Origin of the sequence: uncultured Sphingomonas sp. (assembly GCF_964021865.1) — a bacterium.
In the GTDB taxonomy this organism is placed as follows: domain Bacteria; phylum Pseudomonadota; class Alphaproteobacteria; order Sphingomonadales; family Sphingomonadaceae; genus Sphingomonas.
In genome coordinates this window covers 1-14,248 of record NZ_CAXIAM010000071.1, presented here as the reverse complement: position 1 = coordinate 14,248, position 14,248 = coordinate 1, and the positions used below count along the sequence as shown (strand labels likewise).

18 protein-coding genes are annotated in these 14,248 nt (G+C 69.1%); 10 read left to right on the top strand and 8 right to left on the bottom strand.

The window, feature by feature from the left end:
* The 3 genes from AADI75_RS14700 to sdhC form a co-directional block, all read right to left on the bottom strand.
* Positions 1-424, bottom strand: a 424-nt coding sequence (locus tag AADI75_RS14700; protein ID WP_341209754.1) for an FAD-binding protein, incomplete at its 3' end; no start/stop codon positions are given.
* Positions 424-801 carry a succinate dehydrogenase, hydrophobic membrane anchor protein gene (sdhD, locus tag AADI75_RS14695; protein WP_341209753.1) on the bottom strand — a complete coding sequence of 126 codons (378 nt, stop codon included), beginning with the start codon at positions 799-801 and terminating at the stop codon, positions 424-426. The genes AADI75_RS14700 and sdhD, both read right to left, overlap by 1 nt.
* Complete coding sequence (sdhC, locus tag AADI75_RS14690) at positions 801-1,226, bottom strand: succinate dehydrogenase, cytochrome b556 subunit (RefSeq protein ID WP_341209752.1); 426 nt, start codon at positions 1,224-1,226, stop codon at positions 801-803. The genes sdhD and sdhC overlap by 1 nt, the downstream gene beginning before the upstream one ends.
* A 183-nt stretch (positions 1,227-1,409) precedes the next feature.
* Here sdhC and AADI75_RS14685 point away from each other — a divergent pair, with 183 nt between their 5' ends.
* Genes AADI75_RS14685 through AADI75_RS14665 form a run of 5 tightly spaced genes read left to right on the top strand, consistent with a single transcriptional unit; the run spans position 1,410 to position 6,469 of the window.
* Positions 1,410-2,765 (top strand): methyl-accepting chemotaxis protein, encoded by a 1,356-nt coding sequence (locus AADI75_RS14685; protein WP_341209751.1) that lies wholly within the window; start codon positions 1,410-1,412, stop codon positions 2,763-2,765.
* A gap of 20 nt (positions 2,766-2,785) precedes the next feature.
* Positions 2,786-4,135, top strand: a complete 1,350-nt coding sequence (locus AADI75_RS14680) for a methyl-accepting chemotaxis protein (RefSeq protein ID WP_341209750.1) — start codon at positions 2,786-2,788, stop codon at positions 4,133-4,135.
* Between the two features lie 28 nt (positions 4,136-4,163).
* Entirely contained in the window at positions 4,164-4,862 is a 699-nt protein-coding gene (locus tag AADI75_RS14675; protein ID WP_341209749.1) for an SDR family oxidoreductase, read from the top strand.
* On the top strand, positions 4,852-5,796 hold the full coding sequence (locus AADI75_RS14670) for a 50S ribosomal protein L11 methyltransferase (RefSeq protein ID WP_341209748.1): 945 nt from the start codon (positions 4,852-4,854) through the stop codon (positions 5,794-5,796). Before AADI75_RS14675 ends, AADI75_RS14670 begins: the two co-directional genes overlap by 11 nt.
* The gene (locus AADI75_RS14665) at positions 5,786-6,469 is read left to right on the top strand and encodes a TIGR02117 family protein (protein ID WP_341209747.1); all 684 of its coding nucleotides are present in this window, start codon (positions 5,786-5,788) and stop codon (positions 6,467-6,469) included. The genes AADI75_RS14670 and AADI75_RS14665 overlap by 11 nt, the downstream gene beginning before the upstream one ends.
* Positions 6,470-6,703: 234 nt before the next feature.
* On the opposite strand, the gene AADI75_RS14660 is transcribed toward AADI75_RS14665, so the two are convergent.
* Positions 6,704-7,063: a hypothetical protein gene (locus tag AADI75_RS14660; protein WP_341209746.1), complete on the bottom strand. Its 360-nt coding sequence runs from the start codon at positions 7,061-7,063 to the stop codon at positions 6,704-6,706.
* Between the two features lie 103 nt (positions 7,064-7,166).
* Here AADI75_RS14660 and AADI75_RS14655 point away from each other — a divergent pair, with 103 nt between their 5' ends.
* Positions 7,167-8,069, top strand: coding sequence for a pirin family protein (locus AADI75_RS14655; RefSeq protein WP_341209745.1), 903 nt, complete (start codon positions 7,167-7,169; stop codon positions 8,067-8,069).
* Here AADI75_RS14655 and AADI75_RS14650 read toward each other — a convergent pair.
* Entirely contained in the window at positions 8,056-8,235 is a 180-nt protein-coding gene (locus tag AADI75_RS14650) for a DUF4169 family protein (protein WP_341209744.1), read from the bottom strand. The two genes, AADI75_RS14655 and AADI75_RS14650, sit on opposite strands and share 14 nt — an antisense overlap.
* A 2-nt stretch (positions 8,236-8,237) precedes the next feature.
* The gene (nusB, locus tag AADI75_RS14645) at positions 8,238-8,693 is read right to left on the bottom strand and encodes a transcription antitermination factor NusB (RefSeq protein WP_341209743.1); all 456 of its coding nucleotides are present in this window, start codon (positions 8,691-8,693) and stop codon (positions 8,238-8,240) included.
* A 134-nt stretch (positions 8,694-8,827) separates the two neighbouring features.
* On the opposite strand from nusB, the gene AADI75_RS14640 reads away from it, so the two are divergent.
* Positions 8,828-9,343, top strand: a complete 516-nt coding sequence (locus AADI75_RS14640) for a ferritin-like domain-containing protein (RefSeq protein WP_341209742.1) — start codon at positions 8,828-8,830, stop codon at positions 9,341-9,343.
* A 164-nt stretch (positions 9,344-9,507) separates the two neighbouring features.
* Here AADI75_RS14640 and hisD read toward each other — a convergent pair whose 3' ends face one another.
* Together hisD and hisG are read right to left on the bottom strand one after the other, a co-directional pair.
* Positions 9,508-10,803, bottom strand: a complete 1,296-nt coding sequence (hisD, locus tag AADI75_RS14635) for a histidinol dehydrogenase (protein WP_341209741.1) — start codon at positions 10,801-10,803, stop codon at positions 9,508-9,510.
* Positions 10,800-11,450, bottom strand: coding sequence for an ATP phosphoribosyltransferase (gene hisG, locus AADI75_RS14630; RefSeq protein ID WP_341209755.1), 651 nt, complete (start codon positions 11,448-11,450; stop codon positions 10,800-10,802). Before hisG ends, hisD begins: the two co-directional genes overlap by 4 nt.
* Positions 11,451-11,510: 60 nt before the next feature.
* On the opposite strand from hisG, the gene AADI75_RS14625 reads away from it, so the two are divergent.
* The 3 genes from AADI75_RS14625 to AADI75_RS14615 all read left to right on the top strand — a co-directional run.
* The gene (locus AADI75_RS14625; RefSeq protein ID WP_341209740.1) at positions 11,511-12,569 is read left to right on the top strand and encodes a DUF2332 domain-containing protein; all 1,059 of its coding nucleotides are present in this window, start codon (positions 11,511-11,513) and stop codon (positions 12,567-12,569) included.
* A 120-nt stretch (positions 12,570-12,689) separates the two neighbouring features.
* A complete protein-coding gene (gene thiL, locus AADI75_RS14620) occupies positions 12,690-13,568 on the top strand; it encodes a thiamine-phosphate kinase (RefSeq protein ID WP_341209739.1) in 879 nt (292 codons plus the stop codon).
* Between the two features lie 79 nt (positions 13,569-13,647).
* Positions 13,648-14,248 (top strand): sodium/proton-translocating pyrophosphatase (locus tag AADI75_RS14615; protein ID WP_341209738.1); only part of this gene is annotated, 601 nt, incomplete at its 3' end.

Genomic DNA, 14,248 nt, shown 5'->3' with positions numbered 1-14,248 from the left:
CGCAGGTGCGCTGCACCGGCGGGCCCTCGCCCATGTTCTGCATGTGCCCGCCGAACGGGCGCTGATAGATCGTGCCGTTGTCGTTGCGGCTGAACGGCACGCCGGCATGCTCCAGCTCGTAGACCGCAGCGGGCGCCTCGCGCACCATATATTCGATCGCGTCCTGGTCGCCGAGCCAGTCGGAGCCCTTGACGGTGTCGTACATGTGCCAGGTCCAGTGGTCCGGACCCATGTTGCCGAGGCTGGCGGCGATGCCGCCCTGCGCCGCGACCGTGTGGCTGCGCGTCGGGAACACCTTGGTGATGCAGGCGGTCTTCAGCCCGCTCTCGGCGATGCCCATCGTGGCACGCAGGCCCGAACCGCCCGCACCAACGACGACCGCGTCATAGGTGTGGTCGATGATCTTGTAAGCGTCGGCAGACATCAGGCGGTGGCTCCGAAAGCGACCTTGAGGATCGAGAAGATGGCGGTGCCGGCCGTGGCGAAGGTGAAGACGGTCACCAGCACGGTCAGCACGAAACGGCTTTCCTTGTGGGCGTAATCCTCGATCACGACCTGCAGGCCAAGGCGGAAATGGTAGAAGACCGATGCGATGAGCAGCACCATCGGCACCGCGGCCCAGGCCGATTGCAGCCAGATCCGCACGGTTGCGTGATCATAGGACGGCAAGGTGGCGATCGAGGTAAGCAGCCACACCAGCAACAGGAAGTTGCTGCCCGCGGTCAGCTTGTGATGCCACCAATGCTGCGCGCCATGCCCGGCGCTGCCCAGCCCGCGGACGCGGCCGATCTCGGTACCCATCACTTGATCCCCAGGAAAAGCCAGAACGCCACGGTCAGCGCGATCGAGGCGACGAAAGTCAGCACCGCCAGCCGCCGGTTCACCTTCAGCTCGAATGCCGCGCCGGTATCGAGCACCAGATGGCGGATGCCGCTCATCATGTGCTGGAACACCGACCACGTCAGTCCGACGCCGACCACCCAGCCCAGGATGTTGAGCGAACCGGTCGAGGTGGTGAACACGTCGAGGAACACGCCATAGGCGCCCGGACCCGCCGCGATCGCGGCCAGCCACCACACCAGCAGCAGGGTCCCCACCGTCGCCATGCCCGTGCCGGTCACGCGGTGCACGATCGATACCGTCATCGCCGGGCTCCAGCGATAATGGAATTGCATGGGACCGCTGAACAGGTGCGGGCTGCGCGGGCGGGCGGGTTTCGAGGCCAAGCGCGAAATTCCTTGAATATGAGCCGATGCTGGCGAGTTTGCGGCGGTCTATGCGTCCACCACGCGCACGATGCAAGCGCGGTGGGCCGATCGGCGCCGCCAAAGTCGACGCGGGTCCCTAACCCGCTGTTAAGAGATCGCCGCTAGTGCGGTGGCGTCCTTCCCTAATGCACGGAGCAGGTGTTGCCCAACGATTTGCCACCGATCGGATCCGTCGCCGCCGCGCTGGATCTCAACGCACGTTTCGACGTGTTCGATCTGGAGGGCGAGCTGACGCGCGCCGCGCGGGACGCCTGGGAGACGCTGCGTCCGCAGGCGCGCACGATCGCCGACGCCTATTGGTCGCACTGGAAGCGCTGCTTCGGCACCACGGCCAATCACGCTTCGTACGAAAGCGAGCGGATGATCGAGATCGGGGTCGCCTTCCTCGAAAACCGCTTTCTGCGCACCCGCGAACGCGCATGGGTCGAGTCGATCGAGCGTTCCGTCGCTTCGGCTTATGCCGCCCAGGTGTCGCCGATGGCGCTGCTCGCGATGATCAGCGCCAGCGATCGCGCCGCACTCGGCGCGCTGATGGCCAGCGTGCCGCGCGAGGACCCGCGCTTGCCGCAGCTCATCGACACGCTGATGCGACTGTCGGCGTTGGAAGGGGAGATCACCGTGGCGATCTACTCGGTCTATTCGGCACACAATGCGCAGGGCGCGCGCGACAAGCTCGCCGCCGACTTCCGAAACGAAATCGCGGTGACGGTCGAGGCGACCACGCACGAAGGCCACAGCCTTCGCTCCCAGGCATCGGTCGCTTCCTCGTCGGCACGCGGCATGCTGGGCAAGACAAGCGAAGTCGCCGCCGCCGCCGAGCAATCCGCCGTCGCGATGCGCGACGCCGCGTCCACCGCCGCCGGGCTCATCCGAGCGATCGAGGACGCGCGTGCGGAGGTCGAGGTCGCCGCCGATATCGCCACCCGCGCCGCCGCCCAGGCGGGCGACGCGGTCACCGTCTCCGGCGCGCTCAGCGACCATGCCAAGTCGATCGAGTCGATTCTCGGCCTGATCCGCGACATCGCCGGTCAGACCAACCTGCTCGCGCTCAACGCCACGATCGAGGCGGCGCGCGCCGGGGACGCCGGTCGCGGCTTCGCGGTCGTCGCGCAGGAGGTGAAGAGCCTCGCCAACCAGACCGCGCGCGCCACCGACGATATCGCCGCCAAGATCGCCGCCATCCAGGCGGCGACCCGCGTGACGGTCGATACCTCCGCCTCGATCCGCAACACCGTCGCCGAGGTACAGGATTCGGCCACGCGCATCCGCCACGCAATGGAATCGCAGGCGCAGACCGTCACCGCGATCACCGCGGCAGTCGACGAGACCGCGCTGGCCGCCGACTCGATGTCGCACACCATCGCCACGATCCGTGCCGATACCGAAGCGGTCGCCAGCGAGATCGATCAGCTCGGTTCGGGCTTCGAATCCTTGGCCAGCCGGCTCGGCGACCTTGACACGCGCGCCGGCAATTTCGCGACCCGCGTCGCCGCCTGACGCTTTGGGAACACGCCACGATGAATTCGCTCGTCCACCACGATGTACGACCGTTGGCCGACCGCGCACGGGACTTCGATCCCTGCGGCCGCGTGTCGTCGGACTGTGCGAAGATCGCGGAAATTCTGGACGCGTGCGATGGCTGGACCGAGATCGCCACCGCCTTCTGGACCCACCTGACGTCGCTTCCCAATGCCCCGGCGTCGGTCCGCGCCCTCCTTCCGGCCGAGATCGAGGGGCGGGTGCGCAAGGCGGTCGGGCACGCGCAATTACGCTATCGTGCCCCGCTGAGCGCGGCGTGGGAGGCGATGATCGTCGGACAGGTCGATGACTCGCAGGCGTCGGGCGTACCGCTGACCGCGCTGCTCTCGGCCCTGGTTGCTGCGCACTGCCGCACCAACACCCTCGTCGCAGCGGCGGTCGGCAGCGATACGCCGAGCATGCTCCGCCTCACCAATACGCTGCTGCGGATGGCAATGCTCGAATCGGATTTGTTGACGACGCAGCTCGGCGCGATCGGTGTCGCCCGTGCCCGCGCACAGCGCGCCGAACATGCCGCCGAATTCCGTGCCCGCGTCGGGACCGGCATCGACGCGATCGCCGCGCGCGGCCGGGTGGTGCGCGATCGCGCGCGTTCCACCGCCGGTGCGGCCAGCGGGATGATCGAGAAGACCAGCGAGGTCTCGGTCGCCGCGGAGCAATCGGCGCTGGCGATGCGCGATGCCGCGTCCACCGCCGCCGGGCTCATCAACGCGATCGGCAGCGTGCAGCGCGACATGCAGGTCGCGACGCACACGCTCACCGCCGCAACCGACCAGGCGGAGGGCGCGGTCGCCGCCTCCGCCGTGCTTGACGACCATGCCAAATCGATCGAGTCGATCCTCGGTTTGATCCGCGACATCGCCGGCCAGACCAATCTGCTCGCGCTCAACGCCACGATCGAGGCGGCGCGCGCCGGTGACGCCGGCCGCGGCTTCGCGGTCGTCGCGCAGGAGGTGAAGAGCCTCGCCAACCAGACCGCGCGCGCCACCGACGATATCGCCGCCAAGATCGCGGCGATCCAGGCCGCGACCCGCATGACCGTCGAGAAATCCGCCTCGATCCAGTCGAGCATCGAGCAGCTTCACGCCGCAGCCTCGCAGATCAACGATTCGATGTTCGAACAGGCGCGTACCGTCACCGCGATCACCGCGGCCGTCGACGAAACCGCGCTGACCGCCGATTCGATGTCGCACACGATTGCCGCGATCCGTGAAGGCACGCAGACGGTCGCGGGCGAGGTCGAGTCGCTCGGCCAGTCGTTCGAGATGATCGCCGAACGCTTCGAGACGCTCCGCGCCGAGGCGGACGGGTTCGCCAACGTAGCCTGATCGCCGCGGCGTCGTTACAGACGGCGCCATGACGAACATCCTCATCACCGGCGCCAGCCGCGGCATCGGCGCCGCGATCGCCGAAGCCTTGGCCGCGATCCCCGACGTGGTGGTCGCCGGACAGGGCACCACCAGCGGCATCGCCGCCGACTTCGCCGACCCCACCGCCCCCGACGCGCTCTGGGCCGAGGCGCTGGAGCGGCTCGACGGGCGTATCGACGTGCTCATCAACAACGCCGGGGTGTTCGAGGCCAATCCGCTCGACGCCGACGACGCCGACTGGCTGGCGAGCTGGGAGCGGACGCAGCGCATCAACCTCACCGCCGCCGCGCAGCTTGCGCGCCACGCGGTCCGCCACTGGCAAGGCAATGGCGGCGGCCGGCTCGTCAACGTCGCCAGCCGCGCCGCCTATCGCGGCGACTCGCCCGCACACTGGCATTACGCTGCCGCCAAGGCCGGGCTGGTCGCGATGACCAAGACGATCGCGCGCGGCTATGCGGCGCAGAACATCCTTGCCTTCGCGATCTGCCCCGGCTTCACGATGACCGGCATGGCCGACGAGTATCTCGCCAGCCGCGGCGGCGACAAATTGCTCGCCGACATACCACTCGGCCGCGTGGCGCAACCCGAGGAGGTCGCGACGCTCGCGCGGTTCTGCGCGATCGAGGCTCCGCCCTCGATGACCGGCGCGGTCCTCGACATCAACGGAGCCAGCTATGTCCGCTGATATCGACAGCTGGCGCGTCACTTTGCCCTGCACGCGCGCCGAGGCGGAAGCGATCGACGCCGCCGACGATCTTGCGATCGATGCGGTGCTGATGACCACCGAGGAGGTCGAGGATGATCGCGAGCATTGGCGGCTCGACGCCTATTGCGAGCACGAGCCCGACACCGAAATGCTCGCCGCATTGGCCGCGCTGGTGCCGAGCGCCGCCGGCACCGTGCCCGTCGTCACCCCGCTCACCGCGCAGGATTGGGTGACGATGAGCCAGGCCGGGCTCGAGCCGATCCGCGAAGGCCGCTTCGTCGTCCACACCAGCGCGCATCCGGTCGACGCGCCAGAGGGCGGCCGCGCGTTCCTGATCGATGCGGGGCAGGCGTTCGGCACTGGCCATCACGCCACCACATCGGGCTGCCTCGCGATGCTCGACGGACTTGCCGATCGCGCGATCACCAACGCGATCGATCTTGGCACCGGTACCGGCCTGCTCGCTTTCGCCGCCGCGCATCTCTGGCCCGGCGCCGCGATCACCGCCACCGACATCGATCCCGCCGCGATCGATGTCACGCGCGAAAATATGGCCGCCAACCATGTCGACGGGATCGAACTGATCGTCGCCGACGGCGCACTGTCGGAGGCGATCGCCGCACGCGCGCCCTACGACCTGTTGATCGCCAACATCCTCGCCGGCCCGCTGATCTCGATGGCGCCCGAAGTCGCCGCGATCGCCGCGCCGCACGCCGCGATCGTGCTCGCCGGGTTGCTGGAGACGCAGCGCGCCGAGGTCGAGCGCGCTTTCACCGCCTGCGGCTGCACCGTCGAGGCGATTGATCGTCGTGGCGACTGGTCAATCCTGCGGCTGACTGCCGGCGCCCGACGCTACGTCCCCACGCGCCCGATCGATCCCAAGGGGCGTGACGGCTGGGCGCTTGACCTGTGACCCGGTGCCGCGCGCATTGAAGCGGATCGCGACGATCGCGGCACGCGCGCTCGGCGTGCTCGCGGTCGTGGCGTTCGCCTATCTGCTCGCCGGCACCGCTCTGTCGACGATCCCGCGCAACCGCGACTGGCGTGCCCCGGCGGGAGACGGCGTGACGATCTGGATCGAGGACAACGGCGTCCATACCGGCATCGTCATGCCCAAGCGCGCCGCCGGGATCGACTGGACCGACGACTTCCCCGCCGCTGACCTTCCCGACCCCCACTACGCGGCGAACGATCACGTCGCGGTCGGCTGGGGCGAGCGGAACTTCTTTCTCGGCACCCCGACCTGGTCGGATGTGCGACCGATCACCGTCCTGCACGCCGCCTTCGGCAGCGACGAGACGTTGCTCCACGTCGAGCACATTCCCCGTCCGCAGGTAACGAGCGATGTGCGAGCGATCGTCATTCGCCCCGACGAATACCGCCGCCTTGCCACCGCGATCCGCGCCAGCCGCGCGACCGGTGCGGCGATCCGGGGCTATGCCGGCTACGACGTCTTCTACCCCGCGTCCGGCCGCTACGACGCGATCAGAACCTGCAATGCGTGGACGGGTAACCGCCTTGCGGATGCTGGAGTGAAGATCGGCTGGTGGACGCCCTTCTCGGCATCCGTGATGCAATGGTTCTAGCCTAAGCTTGAAGCAAAATCTCGTTCCCTGAAGCGGGATGAGTTCCGTTTTAGACACGCTGCGCATCTGCGTACGCAGGAACACGGGAGGGCCGTCACCCACCCCAAACGCGGGTGCATCTTCCGTAATTGCGAGCGTAGCGAAGCAATTTAGGGCGCCTGATCCGACCCTGGAGTGCTTCGCCACGCTCGCAATAACGAACGGAACCAGCATCAGGGCCGGCCCCGAGCACCCTCATCCGTTCGACGACCCCGTCTGGTTCGCCATCTCGCCACGCATCGCCGCCATCGTCGGCGCCGGCCCGGTCGCCGGCCGCAGCCCCTCGCGCTCCGACGCGGGCACCGGCGCGGTCGGATCGGGACGGAACGCCTCGGGCGCGCGCGCCGTACCCGGCGTCGGCGCATCGGCGGCGAGGTCGGGCGCGTCATGCTCGGCATTGCCCGCGGGCAGGAAGCGGTCGAGCCACCCCATGCCGAAGGCTGCGCCCACGCCTGCGATCACCGCGCCGACCGCGCTCGCCGCGACGATTGCCCGCGTCCGCCGGGCCTCCTGCGCCTTCACGGCGCGCGATTGCTGCTGTTTTTTCTTGCTCATGCCACCCCAACCCCTCCATCCGCGTCCGCGTTCCCGCAACAGCTGCGCTCGCCCGCGCGCACCTTCGCTGCTAAGCCGCGTCAAACGCTGACGGAGGAAGCGCATGTCGACCCGCGACGATCTGGTGTTGCAGACGCTGGAGCCCGCCACCCACGATCTTGGCGGCTTCAAGGTCTATCGCACGCTGCCGCATCGCGAGCGGACGATGGTCGGCCCGTTCCTGTTCTTCGACCAGATGGGGCCGGCGCATCTGCCGCCCGGCAACGGCGTCGACGTCCGCCCGCATCCGCATATCGGGCTGTCGACGGTCACCTATCTGTTCGAGGGCGCGTTTCAGCATCGCGATTCGCTCGGCAGCGATATCCGCATCACGCCCGGCGCGGTGAACCTGATGACCGCCGGCGCCGGCATCGTCCATTCGGAACGCTCGCCCGAGGACGTGCGGGTTGATGGCCCGCGGCTGGACGGCATCCAGACATGGCTCGCGCTTCCGGACGGTCAGGAGGATCGTGCGCCCGCCTTCGAGCACGTCGCCGCCGAACAGATGCCGGTCGTCGACGCGCATGGCGCAACCGCGCGTGTTGTGATGGGGTCGCTGTGGGGCGCAACCTCGCCGGTGACGGCCTATGCCGAGACGATCTATGCCGACATCGTGCTCGCCCCCGGCGCGGCGGTGCCGATCGACGACAGCACCGACGAGCGCGCCCTCTATCTCGCCAGCGGCGAGGCGACGCTCGACGGCCTCGCGCTTCAGCCGCAGCGGCTCTACGTGCTGCGCCCCGGTATCGCCGCGACGCTATCGTCGAAGGCGGGGGGCCGCGCGATGCTGGCAGGCGGCGCGGCGTTCGCGACGCCTCGGCACGTCTGGTGGAACTTCGTCCATTCCTCGCGCGACGCGATCCGCGAGGCCAAGCGCGCGTGGAAGGCCGGCGAATTTGCCAGCGTGCCCGATGACAGCGAGTGGATCCCCCTCCCCGAGGTGCCGAAGACCGTCAGCTATCCGTGAGCTTGGTGCCGTCGAGCAGCGCCTCGGTGCGCGCCTGCTCGGCGGCATCGGCGGCCTTCTGCGCCTTCGTCCGCCCGAACGCGGCGCGATTGGCGGCAGCCTGCGTCTCTTTCGCGGCGCGCGCCTTGGCCTTGCGCGCCTGCCTGAAGGAGACGATCTCGCCCATCGTCAGGCGCGGACCTGCTTGCCGATCGCATCGAGCAGGCCGTTGACGAACCCCGCCTCACGCTTCTGATAGAAAGCGTGCGCGACATCGACATAGGAGCTGATCGCCGCCCCCACCGGCACGTCGGCGCGCGCCAGCAATTCGTAGGTGCCCGCGCGCAGGATCGCCTTCATCGGCTTGTCGAGCCGCTCCAGCGTCCAGCCGGCGCTCAGCTTGCCCTCGACCAGCATGTCGATCTCGCCGGCGCGCGCGGTGACACCCTGCACCAGATCGTCGAAGAAGGCGACATCGGCGTCGGCATATTCGACGTCCTCGATCGTCGCGCCCAGCCGGTGCTGGTGGAATTCGTGAAGCAACACGGGGACGGCGGTGCCCTCCATCTCGTGCTGATAGAGCGCCTGGACGGCGGCGAGGCGCGCGGCGGCGCGGGCCTTGGTACGAGCAGCGGTGCGGGACATAGGCCGCGCGCCATAGTCGCTTGCCGCGCGTTCGTCACCCCCTGCCGCACGACTGACCTCAATCAACGAGATTGTTCGCAACGCTCCGCCCGGCGTCTCGTTCGGTCGGGGTAATCAACCCGAGGAGACGCAACATGGGCCTGTTCACCAAGGATATCGCGACGCTCGAGGATCTGTTCCTGCATCAGCTGCAGGACGTTTATTATGCCGAAAACCAGATCACCAAGGCGCTGCCCAAGATGATCGACAAGGCGACCGCGCCGGAACTCAAGAAGAGCTTCGAGACGCATCTGCGCGAGACCGAGGGCCAGATCGCCCGGCTCGAGCAGGTGTTCGAGGCGCTCGACCAGAAGGCGAAGGCGGTCACCTGCCCGGCGATCGATGGCATCATCAAGGAGGCCAACGAAGTCGCGGGCGAGATCGCCGACAAGGCGGTGCTCGACGCCGCGCTGATTGCCTCGGCGCAGGCGGTCGAGCATTACGAGATCACCCGCTACGGCACGCTGATCGCCTGGGCGACGCAGCTCGGCCACGACAATGTCGTCTCGCTGCTGCAGGCGACGCTCGACGAGGAAAAGGCGACCGACGACAAGTTGACGACGCTCGCCGAGAAGAAGGTCAACAAAAAGGCCGAACTCGCCAGCGCGTGACAATGGGCGGGAGGGCCGGTCCCTCCCACCCGTCGCCCCTGCGCAGGCGGGGGCCCATGTCTGTTAAGTCGGTCTAACGGCCCGACACAAAGCGCAAAGCTGCTGTGTCAAACCCCTACAGGACGACGCGGACATAGGCCCCTGCCTCCACCGGGGCGACGGAATTACCGGTTTGCCCGAATCCGCAACGCCACCGATTGCGCATGCGCCGGCAACCCCTCCGCGCGCGCCAGCGCGATCGTCGCGGGCCCCAGCTCGTTGAGCGCGGTCTCGTCAAGCTGCAGGAAGCTGGTCCGCTTCATAAAATCGGTCACCCCCAGCCCGCTCGAAAACCGTGCGCGCCGCCCGGTCGGCAGCACATGGTTCGGCCCCGCGACATAATCGCCGATCGCCTCCGGGGTATGCCGCCCCAGGAACGCCGATCCGGCATGGCGCAGCACATCGAACAGCGCCTGCGGATCGTCGCACGCCAGCTCGACATGCTCGGGCGCGAGCCGATCGACCAGCGGCATCGCCGCCGCCAGCGTCGGCACGATCACGATCGCGCCATTGTCCTCCCACGCCACCCGCGCGACGGCCTGCGTCGGCAAGGCAAGCAACTGCCGCTCGACCGCATCCGCGACGCGAGCCGCAAAGCCGGCATCGTCGGTGAACAGGATCGACTGCGTGGTCGTGTCATGCTCGGCCTGGCTGAGCAGGTCGGCGGCGATCCATTCGGGGTCGTTCGCGCCGTCCGCGACGACCACGATCTCGCTCGGCCCCGCGACCATGTCGATCCCGACCACGCCATACACCTGCCGCTTGGCCTCCGCGACCCACGCATTGCCCGGCCCGGTCACGACATCGACCCGTGCGATCCGCTCGGTCCCGTAAGCCAGCGCCGCCACCGCCTGCGCGCCGCCAACCCGCCACACCTCGTTGGCCCCGACCAGATGCGCCGCCGCCAGCACCAGCGGATTCACCTCGCCATCCGGGGTCGGCGTCACCACCACCAGCCGCTCGACCCCCGCGACCCGCGCCGGGATCGCGTTCATCAGCAAGGTCGAGGGATAGGCCGCGCGCCCGCCCGGCACGTAGATCCCCGCGGCATCCACCGCGCGCCACCGCGCGCCCAGCCGCACGCCCGCCGCGTCGGTGAAGCTGACGTCCTCGGGCCGCTGCTTCTCATGATAGGCACGGATGCGCGACGCCGCGAGTTCGAGCGCCGCGCGCAATTCGGGCTCCAGCCCGTCGAACGCCGCCGCACACGCCGCCGCATCGACGCGCCACCCGGTTTCGTTCAAGTCATGCCGGTCGAGCTTCTGCGTGAAGGCGTGCAGCGCCGCGTCGCCGTCGTCGCGCACCGCGCGCACGATCGTCGCCACGTCGCGCGCGACATCGCTCGCCGCCTCGCGCCGCGCATCGACCAACGTGTCGAAGCGCGCCGCGAAATCGCCGTCCTGCGTGTCGAGCCGGATCATGCCGCCACCGCCGCGCGAAACGCTTCGACCAGCGGGAAGACATGCGCACGCGTCTTCATCGCCGCACGGTTGACGATCAGCCGCGCCGACACCTCCATGATCCGCTCCACCTCGACCAGCCCGTTCTCCTTCAGCGTCCGCCCCGACGAGACCAGATCGACGATCCGCGTCGCCAACCCCAGCGTCGGCGCCAGCTCCATCGCGCCGTTCAGCTTGATGCACTCCGCCTGCACCCCCCGCCGCGCGAAATGCTGCGCGGTGACGTGCGGATATTTGGTCGCGACCCGCACATGGCTCCACCCGCGCGGATCGTCACCCGCGGCCATCTCGGCGGGCTCAGCAATCGACAGCCGGCAATGGCCGATGTTCAGATCGACCGGCGCATATAGCTCGGCATAATCGAACTCGGCGAGCACGTCGGACCCGACGATCCCCAGTTGCGCCGCACCATGCGCGACGAAGGTCGCAACGTCGAACGCGCGCACGCGGATCAGCTCGATCCCGTCGCGATCGGTGCGGAAACGCAGCGCGCGGCTTTTCTCGTCGCCGAACGCCGGCTCGGGGACGATCCCGGCGCGCGCCAGCAACGGCAGCGCTTCTTCGAGGATGCGGCCCTTGGGAACGGCGATGACGATCGGGGTGGGCATGGGCGGCTCGGACATGGCGCGGCTTTACGAAGGCACTGCGGCGGGCGCAATGACGCGCGCATGGCAGACGAGTCGACCAATCGCGCCGCCTTCGAGGTCCAGGCGCTTTATTGCGACGCGATGGCCGCGCCGCAGACCGCCGCTTTGTGCCGTGCGCTCGCCCGCGTGCTCACCCGCGACACCGCGATCGGCGCACGGCTGCTCGACTGGCCGGGCGAGCCGGTCGCCGACGCGACGGTGCTGCGCATCATCGGCGGGCTCCACGCGCTCGCCCGCCGCGGCGTCGCCGATCCCTTCGCTGCCGATGAGACGACGCTCGCGACGATCCTCGCCACCCACGACGCCACGCTGCTGCCCTGGCTCGACGGCCCGCCGCAAACCAACGAGGCGCAGCGCTCGGCGGGGCTGATGGGGCTGCTCCACGTCGCCGCCGCGCTCGGCCCGCATATCGAGGTGCTGGAGATCGGCTCCAGCGCCGGGCTCAACCTGCTGATCGACCGGATGCGCTTCAATCTCGGCGGGGTGCGCGTCGGCCCGCCCGGTTCGCCGCTCGCGATCGTCCCCGACTGGCGCGGCCCGCCTCCGCCCGCCGCGCCGATCGCGATCACCCGCACGCGCGGCGTCGACATTGCCCCGGTCGACGTCAGCGACCCGGCGCAGGCCGAACGGCTCGCCGGCTATGTCTGGGTCGACAATCACGAGCGTCTCGCACGGCTCGCCACCGCGATCGACATGGTCCGCGACCGCCCGGTCGACCTCGCGCAGGGCGACGCCGCCGACTGGGTTGAGGCACGCCTCGCCGAGCCGCAGGAAGAGGGCGTCATGCGCGTGCTGATGCATTCGGTCGTCTGGCAATATCTCCCCGCTGCCTCGCGCGACCGCATCCGCGCCGCGATGGCCGAAGCCGGCGCGCGCGCCACCACCGACCGCCCGCTCGGCTGGGTGATGATGGAGCCCAACCGCGACCTCCACCGCCACGAGGTACGCGTGCAATGCTGGCCGGGCGACAAGCCGATGCACCTCGTCGCGCTCACCCACGCGCATGGCGCATGGGTCGAGGGCCTCCCCGCCCCGTACGAAACCCGCGACTATGTCATGCGCCGCGGTACGTATGAGTGATCGAATTCCCACGTCATTCCCGCGAAGCCGGGAATCCAGACCCGCGGGTCCATCGATGGAGGCGCACCGTCAGAGGTTCTGGATCCCCGCGTGCGCGGGGATGACGATGGCGGCCGAACGATGACCGAAGCCGACTTCCTCGCCCGCCTCCGCAGCCTCCCGCTCCACCCCGGCGCGCACGCTCTCACCGACGACACCGCGACGCTCGCCGGCCTCACCATCACCACCGACACGCTCGTCGAGGGCATCCACTTTCTTGCCACCGACCCGCCGCAGGATGTTGCGTGGAAGCTCATCGCCACCAACCTGTCCGACCTCGCCGCCAAGGGCGCCGAAGTCGAAGGCATCCTCCTCAACTACCCGCTCGGCTGCGCAACATGGGACGCGGCCTTCCTAGACGGCCTCGCCGAGACACTGACCGCCCTCGCATGCCCGCTGCTCGGCGGGGACACCGTCACGCTCCCCGCCGACGCCCCGCGCGTCCTCACCGTCACCGCCTTCGGCCGCGACGCCGCCGCGCCGCCGCGCTCGGGCGCAAAGGCAGGCGACGCGCTCTACGTCACCGGCACGATCGGTGACGCCGGGGCCGGCCTCGCGATCGCGCGCGCCGGCAGCGGCGACCCGGCGCTGCTCGCGCGCTATCGCCGCCCTGTCCCCCGGCTCGCGGAAGGCCGCGGGCTCGCCCCATTGGTCCACGCGATGATGGACCTCTCCGACGGCCTGCTGATCGACGCATCGCGCATGGCCGCCGCCAGCGCGCTCGCCGTCACGATCGACCTCGCCGCCGTCCCGCTCGCGCCCGGCGTCACCGACCCGCTGGCCGCCGCCACCGCCGGCGACGATTACGAGCTTTTGTTCGCCGCCCCCGCCGACCTGCCACTGCCCGTCCCCGCCACCCGCGTCGGCAGCTTCACGCCCGGTACCGGCCTGACGTTGACGCAGGATAACCGATTGATCCCGCTCCCCGCATCGCTCGGCTACCAGCACGGCTTGCGCTGACGCCCTCACCTGTTAGCCTCACCTCCCCGCGCGACGTACCGGCGACAGACCGGACGCGCCACAAGGAGGGATGAAGGGCATGACGATCGTCTATCTTGCCATCGTCTGCGGCCTGATCGCCGTACTCTATGGCTTCGTGACCAGTCGACAAGTGTTATCCGCCTCACCGGGCAATGAGCGGATGCAGGATATCGCCGCCGCCATCCAGGAGGGCGCGCGCGCCTATTTGGGGCGGCAATATACCACCATCGCGATCGTCGGCGTCGTTGTCGCGATCGTGCTCTTCGCCACCTTGGGCACGCTGTCGACGATCGGCTTCGTCATCGGCGCGTTGCTTTCGGGGCTCGCGGGGTTCGTCGGCATGAACATCTCGGTCCGCGCCAACGTCCGCACTGCGGAGGCCGCGCGCGGCTCGCTGCAGGGTGGGCTGACGCTGGCGTTCCGCTCCGGCGCGGTCACGGGCATGCTCGTCGCCGGGCTCGGGCTGCTCGCGATCGCCTTGTTCTTCTGGTATCTGACCGGTCCCTCCAACCTCCTCCCCAACGATCGCGCGATCATTGAGGCGCTGACCGCGCTCGCCTTCGGCGCGTCGCTGATCTCGATCTTCGCGCGGCTCGGCGGCGGGATCTTCACCAAGGCCGCCGATGTCGGTGCCGATCTGGTCGGCAAGGTCGAGGCCG

Excerpts from the sequence above, each read along its gene's own strand:
- AADI75_RS14670 (WP_341209748.1), top strand. The coding sequence starts at position 4,852 with ATGTCCGCTGATATCGACAGCTGGCGCGTCACTTTGCCCTGCACGCGC.
- AADI75_RS14650 (WP_341209744.1), bottom strand. The coding sequence starts at position 8,235 with ATGGGCGAGATCGTCTCCTTCAGGCAGGCGCGCAAGGCCAAGGCGCGC.
- thiL (WP_341209739.1), top strand. The coding sequence starts at position 12,690 with ATGACCGAAGCCGACTTCCTCGCCCGCCTCCGCAGCCTCCCGCTCCAC.
- AADI75_RS14680 (WP_341209750.1), top strand. The coding sequence starts at position 2,786 with ATGAATTCGCTCGTCCACCACGATGTACGACCGTTGGCCGACCGCGCA.
- AADI75_RS14675 (WP_341209749.1), top strand. The coding sequence starts at position 4,164 with ATGACGAACATCCTCATCACCGGCGCCAGCCGCGGCATCGGCGCCGCG.
- nusB (WP_341209743.1), bottom strand. The coding sequence starts at position 8,693 with ATGTCCCGCACCGCTGCTCGTACCAAGGCCCGCGCCGCCGCGCGCCTC.
- hisD (WP_341209741.1), bottom strand. The coding sequence starts at position 10,803 with ATGATCCGGCTCGACACGCAGGACGGCGATTTCGCGGCGCGCTTCGAC.
- sdhD (WP_341209753.1), bottom strand. The coding sequence starts at position 801 with ATGGGTACCGAGATCGGCCGCGTCCGCGGGCTGGGCAGCGCCGGGCAT.
- AADI75_RS14640 (WP_341209742.1), top strand. The coding sequence starts at position 8,828 with ATGGGCCTGTTCACCAAGGATATCGCGACGCTCGAGGATCTGTTCCTG.
- AADI75_RS14655 (WP_341209745.1), top strand. The coding sequence starts at position 7,167 with ATGTCGACCCGCGACGATCTGGTGTTGCAGACGCTGGAGCCCGCCACC.
- AADI75_RS14660 (WP_341209746.1), bottom strand. The coding sequence starts at position 7,063 with ATGAGCAAGAAAAAACAGCAGCAATCGCGCGCCGTGAAGGCGCAGGAG.
- AADI75_RS14625 (WP_341209740.1), top strand. The coding sequence starts at position 11,511 with ATGGCAGACGAGTCGACCAATCGCGCCGCCTTCGAGGTCCAGGCGCTT.
- hisG (WP_341209755.1), bottom strand. The coding sequence starts at position 11,450 with ATGCCCACCCCGATCGTCATCGCCGTTCCCAAGGGCCGCATCCTCGAA.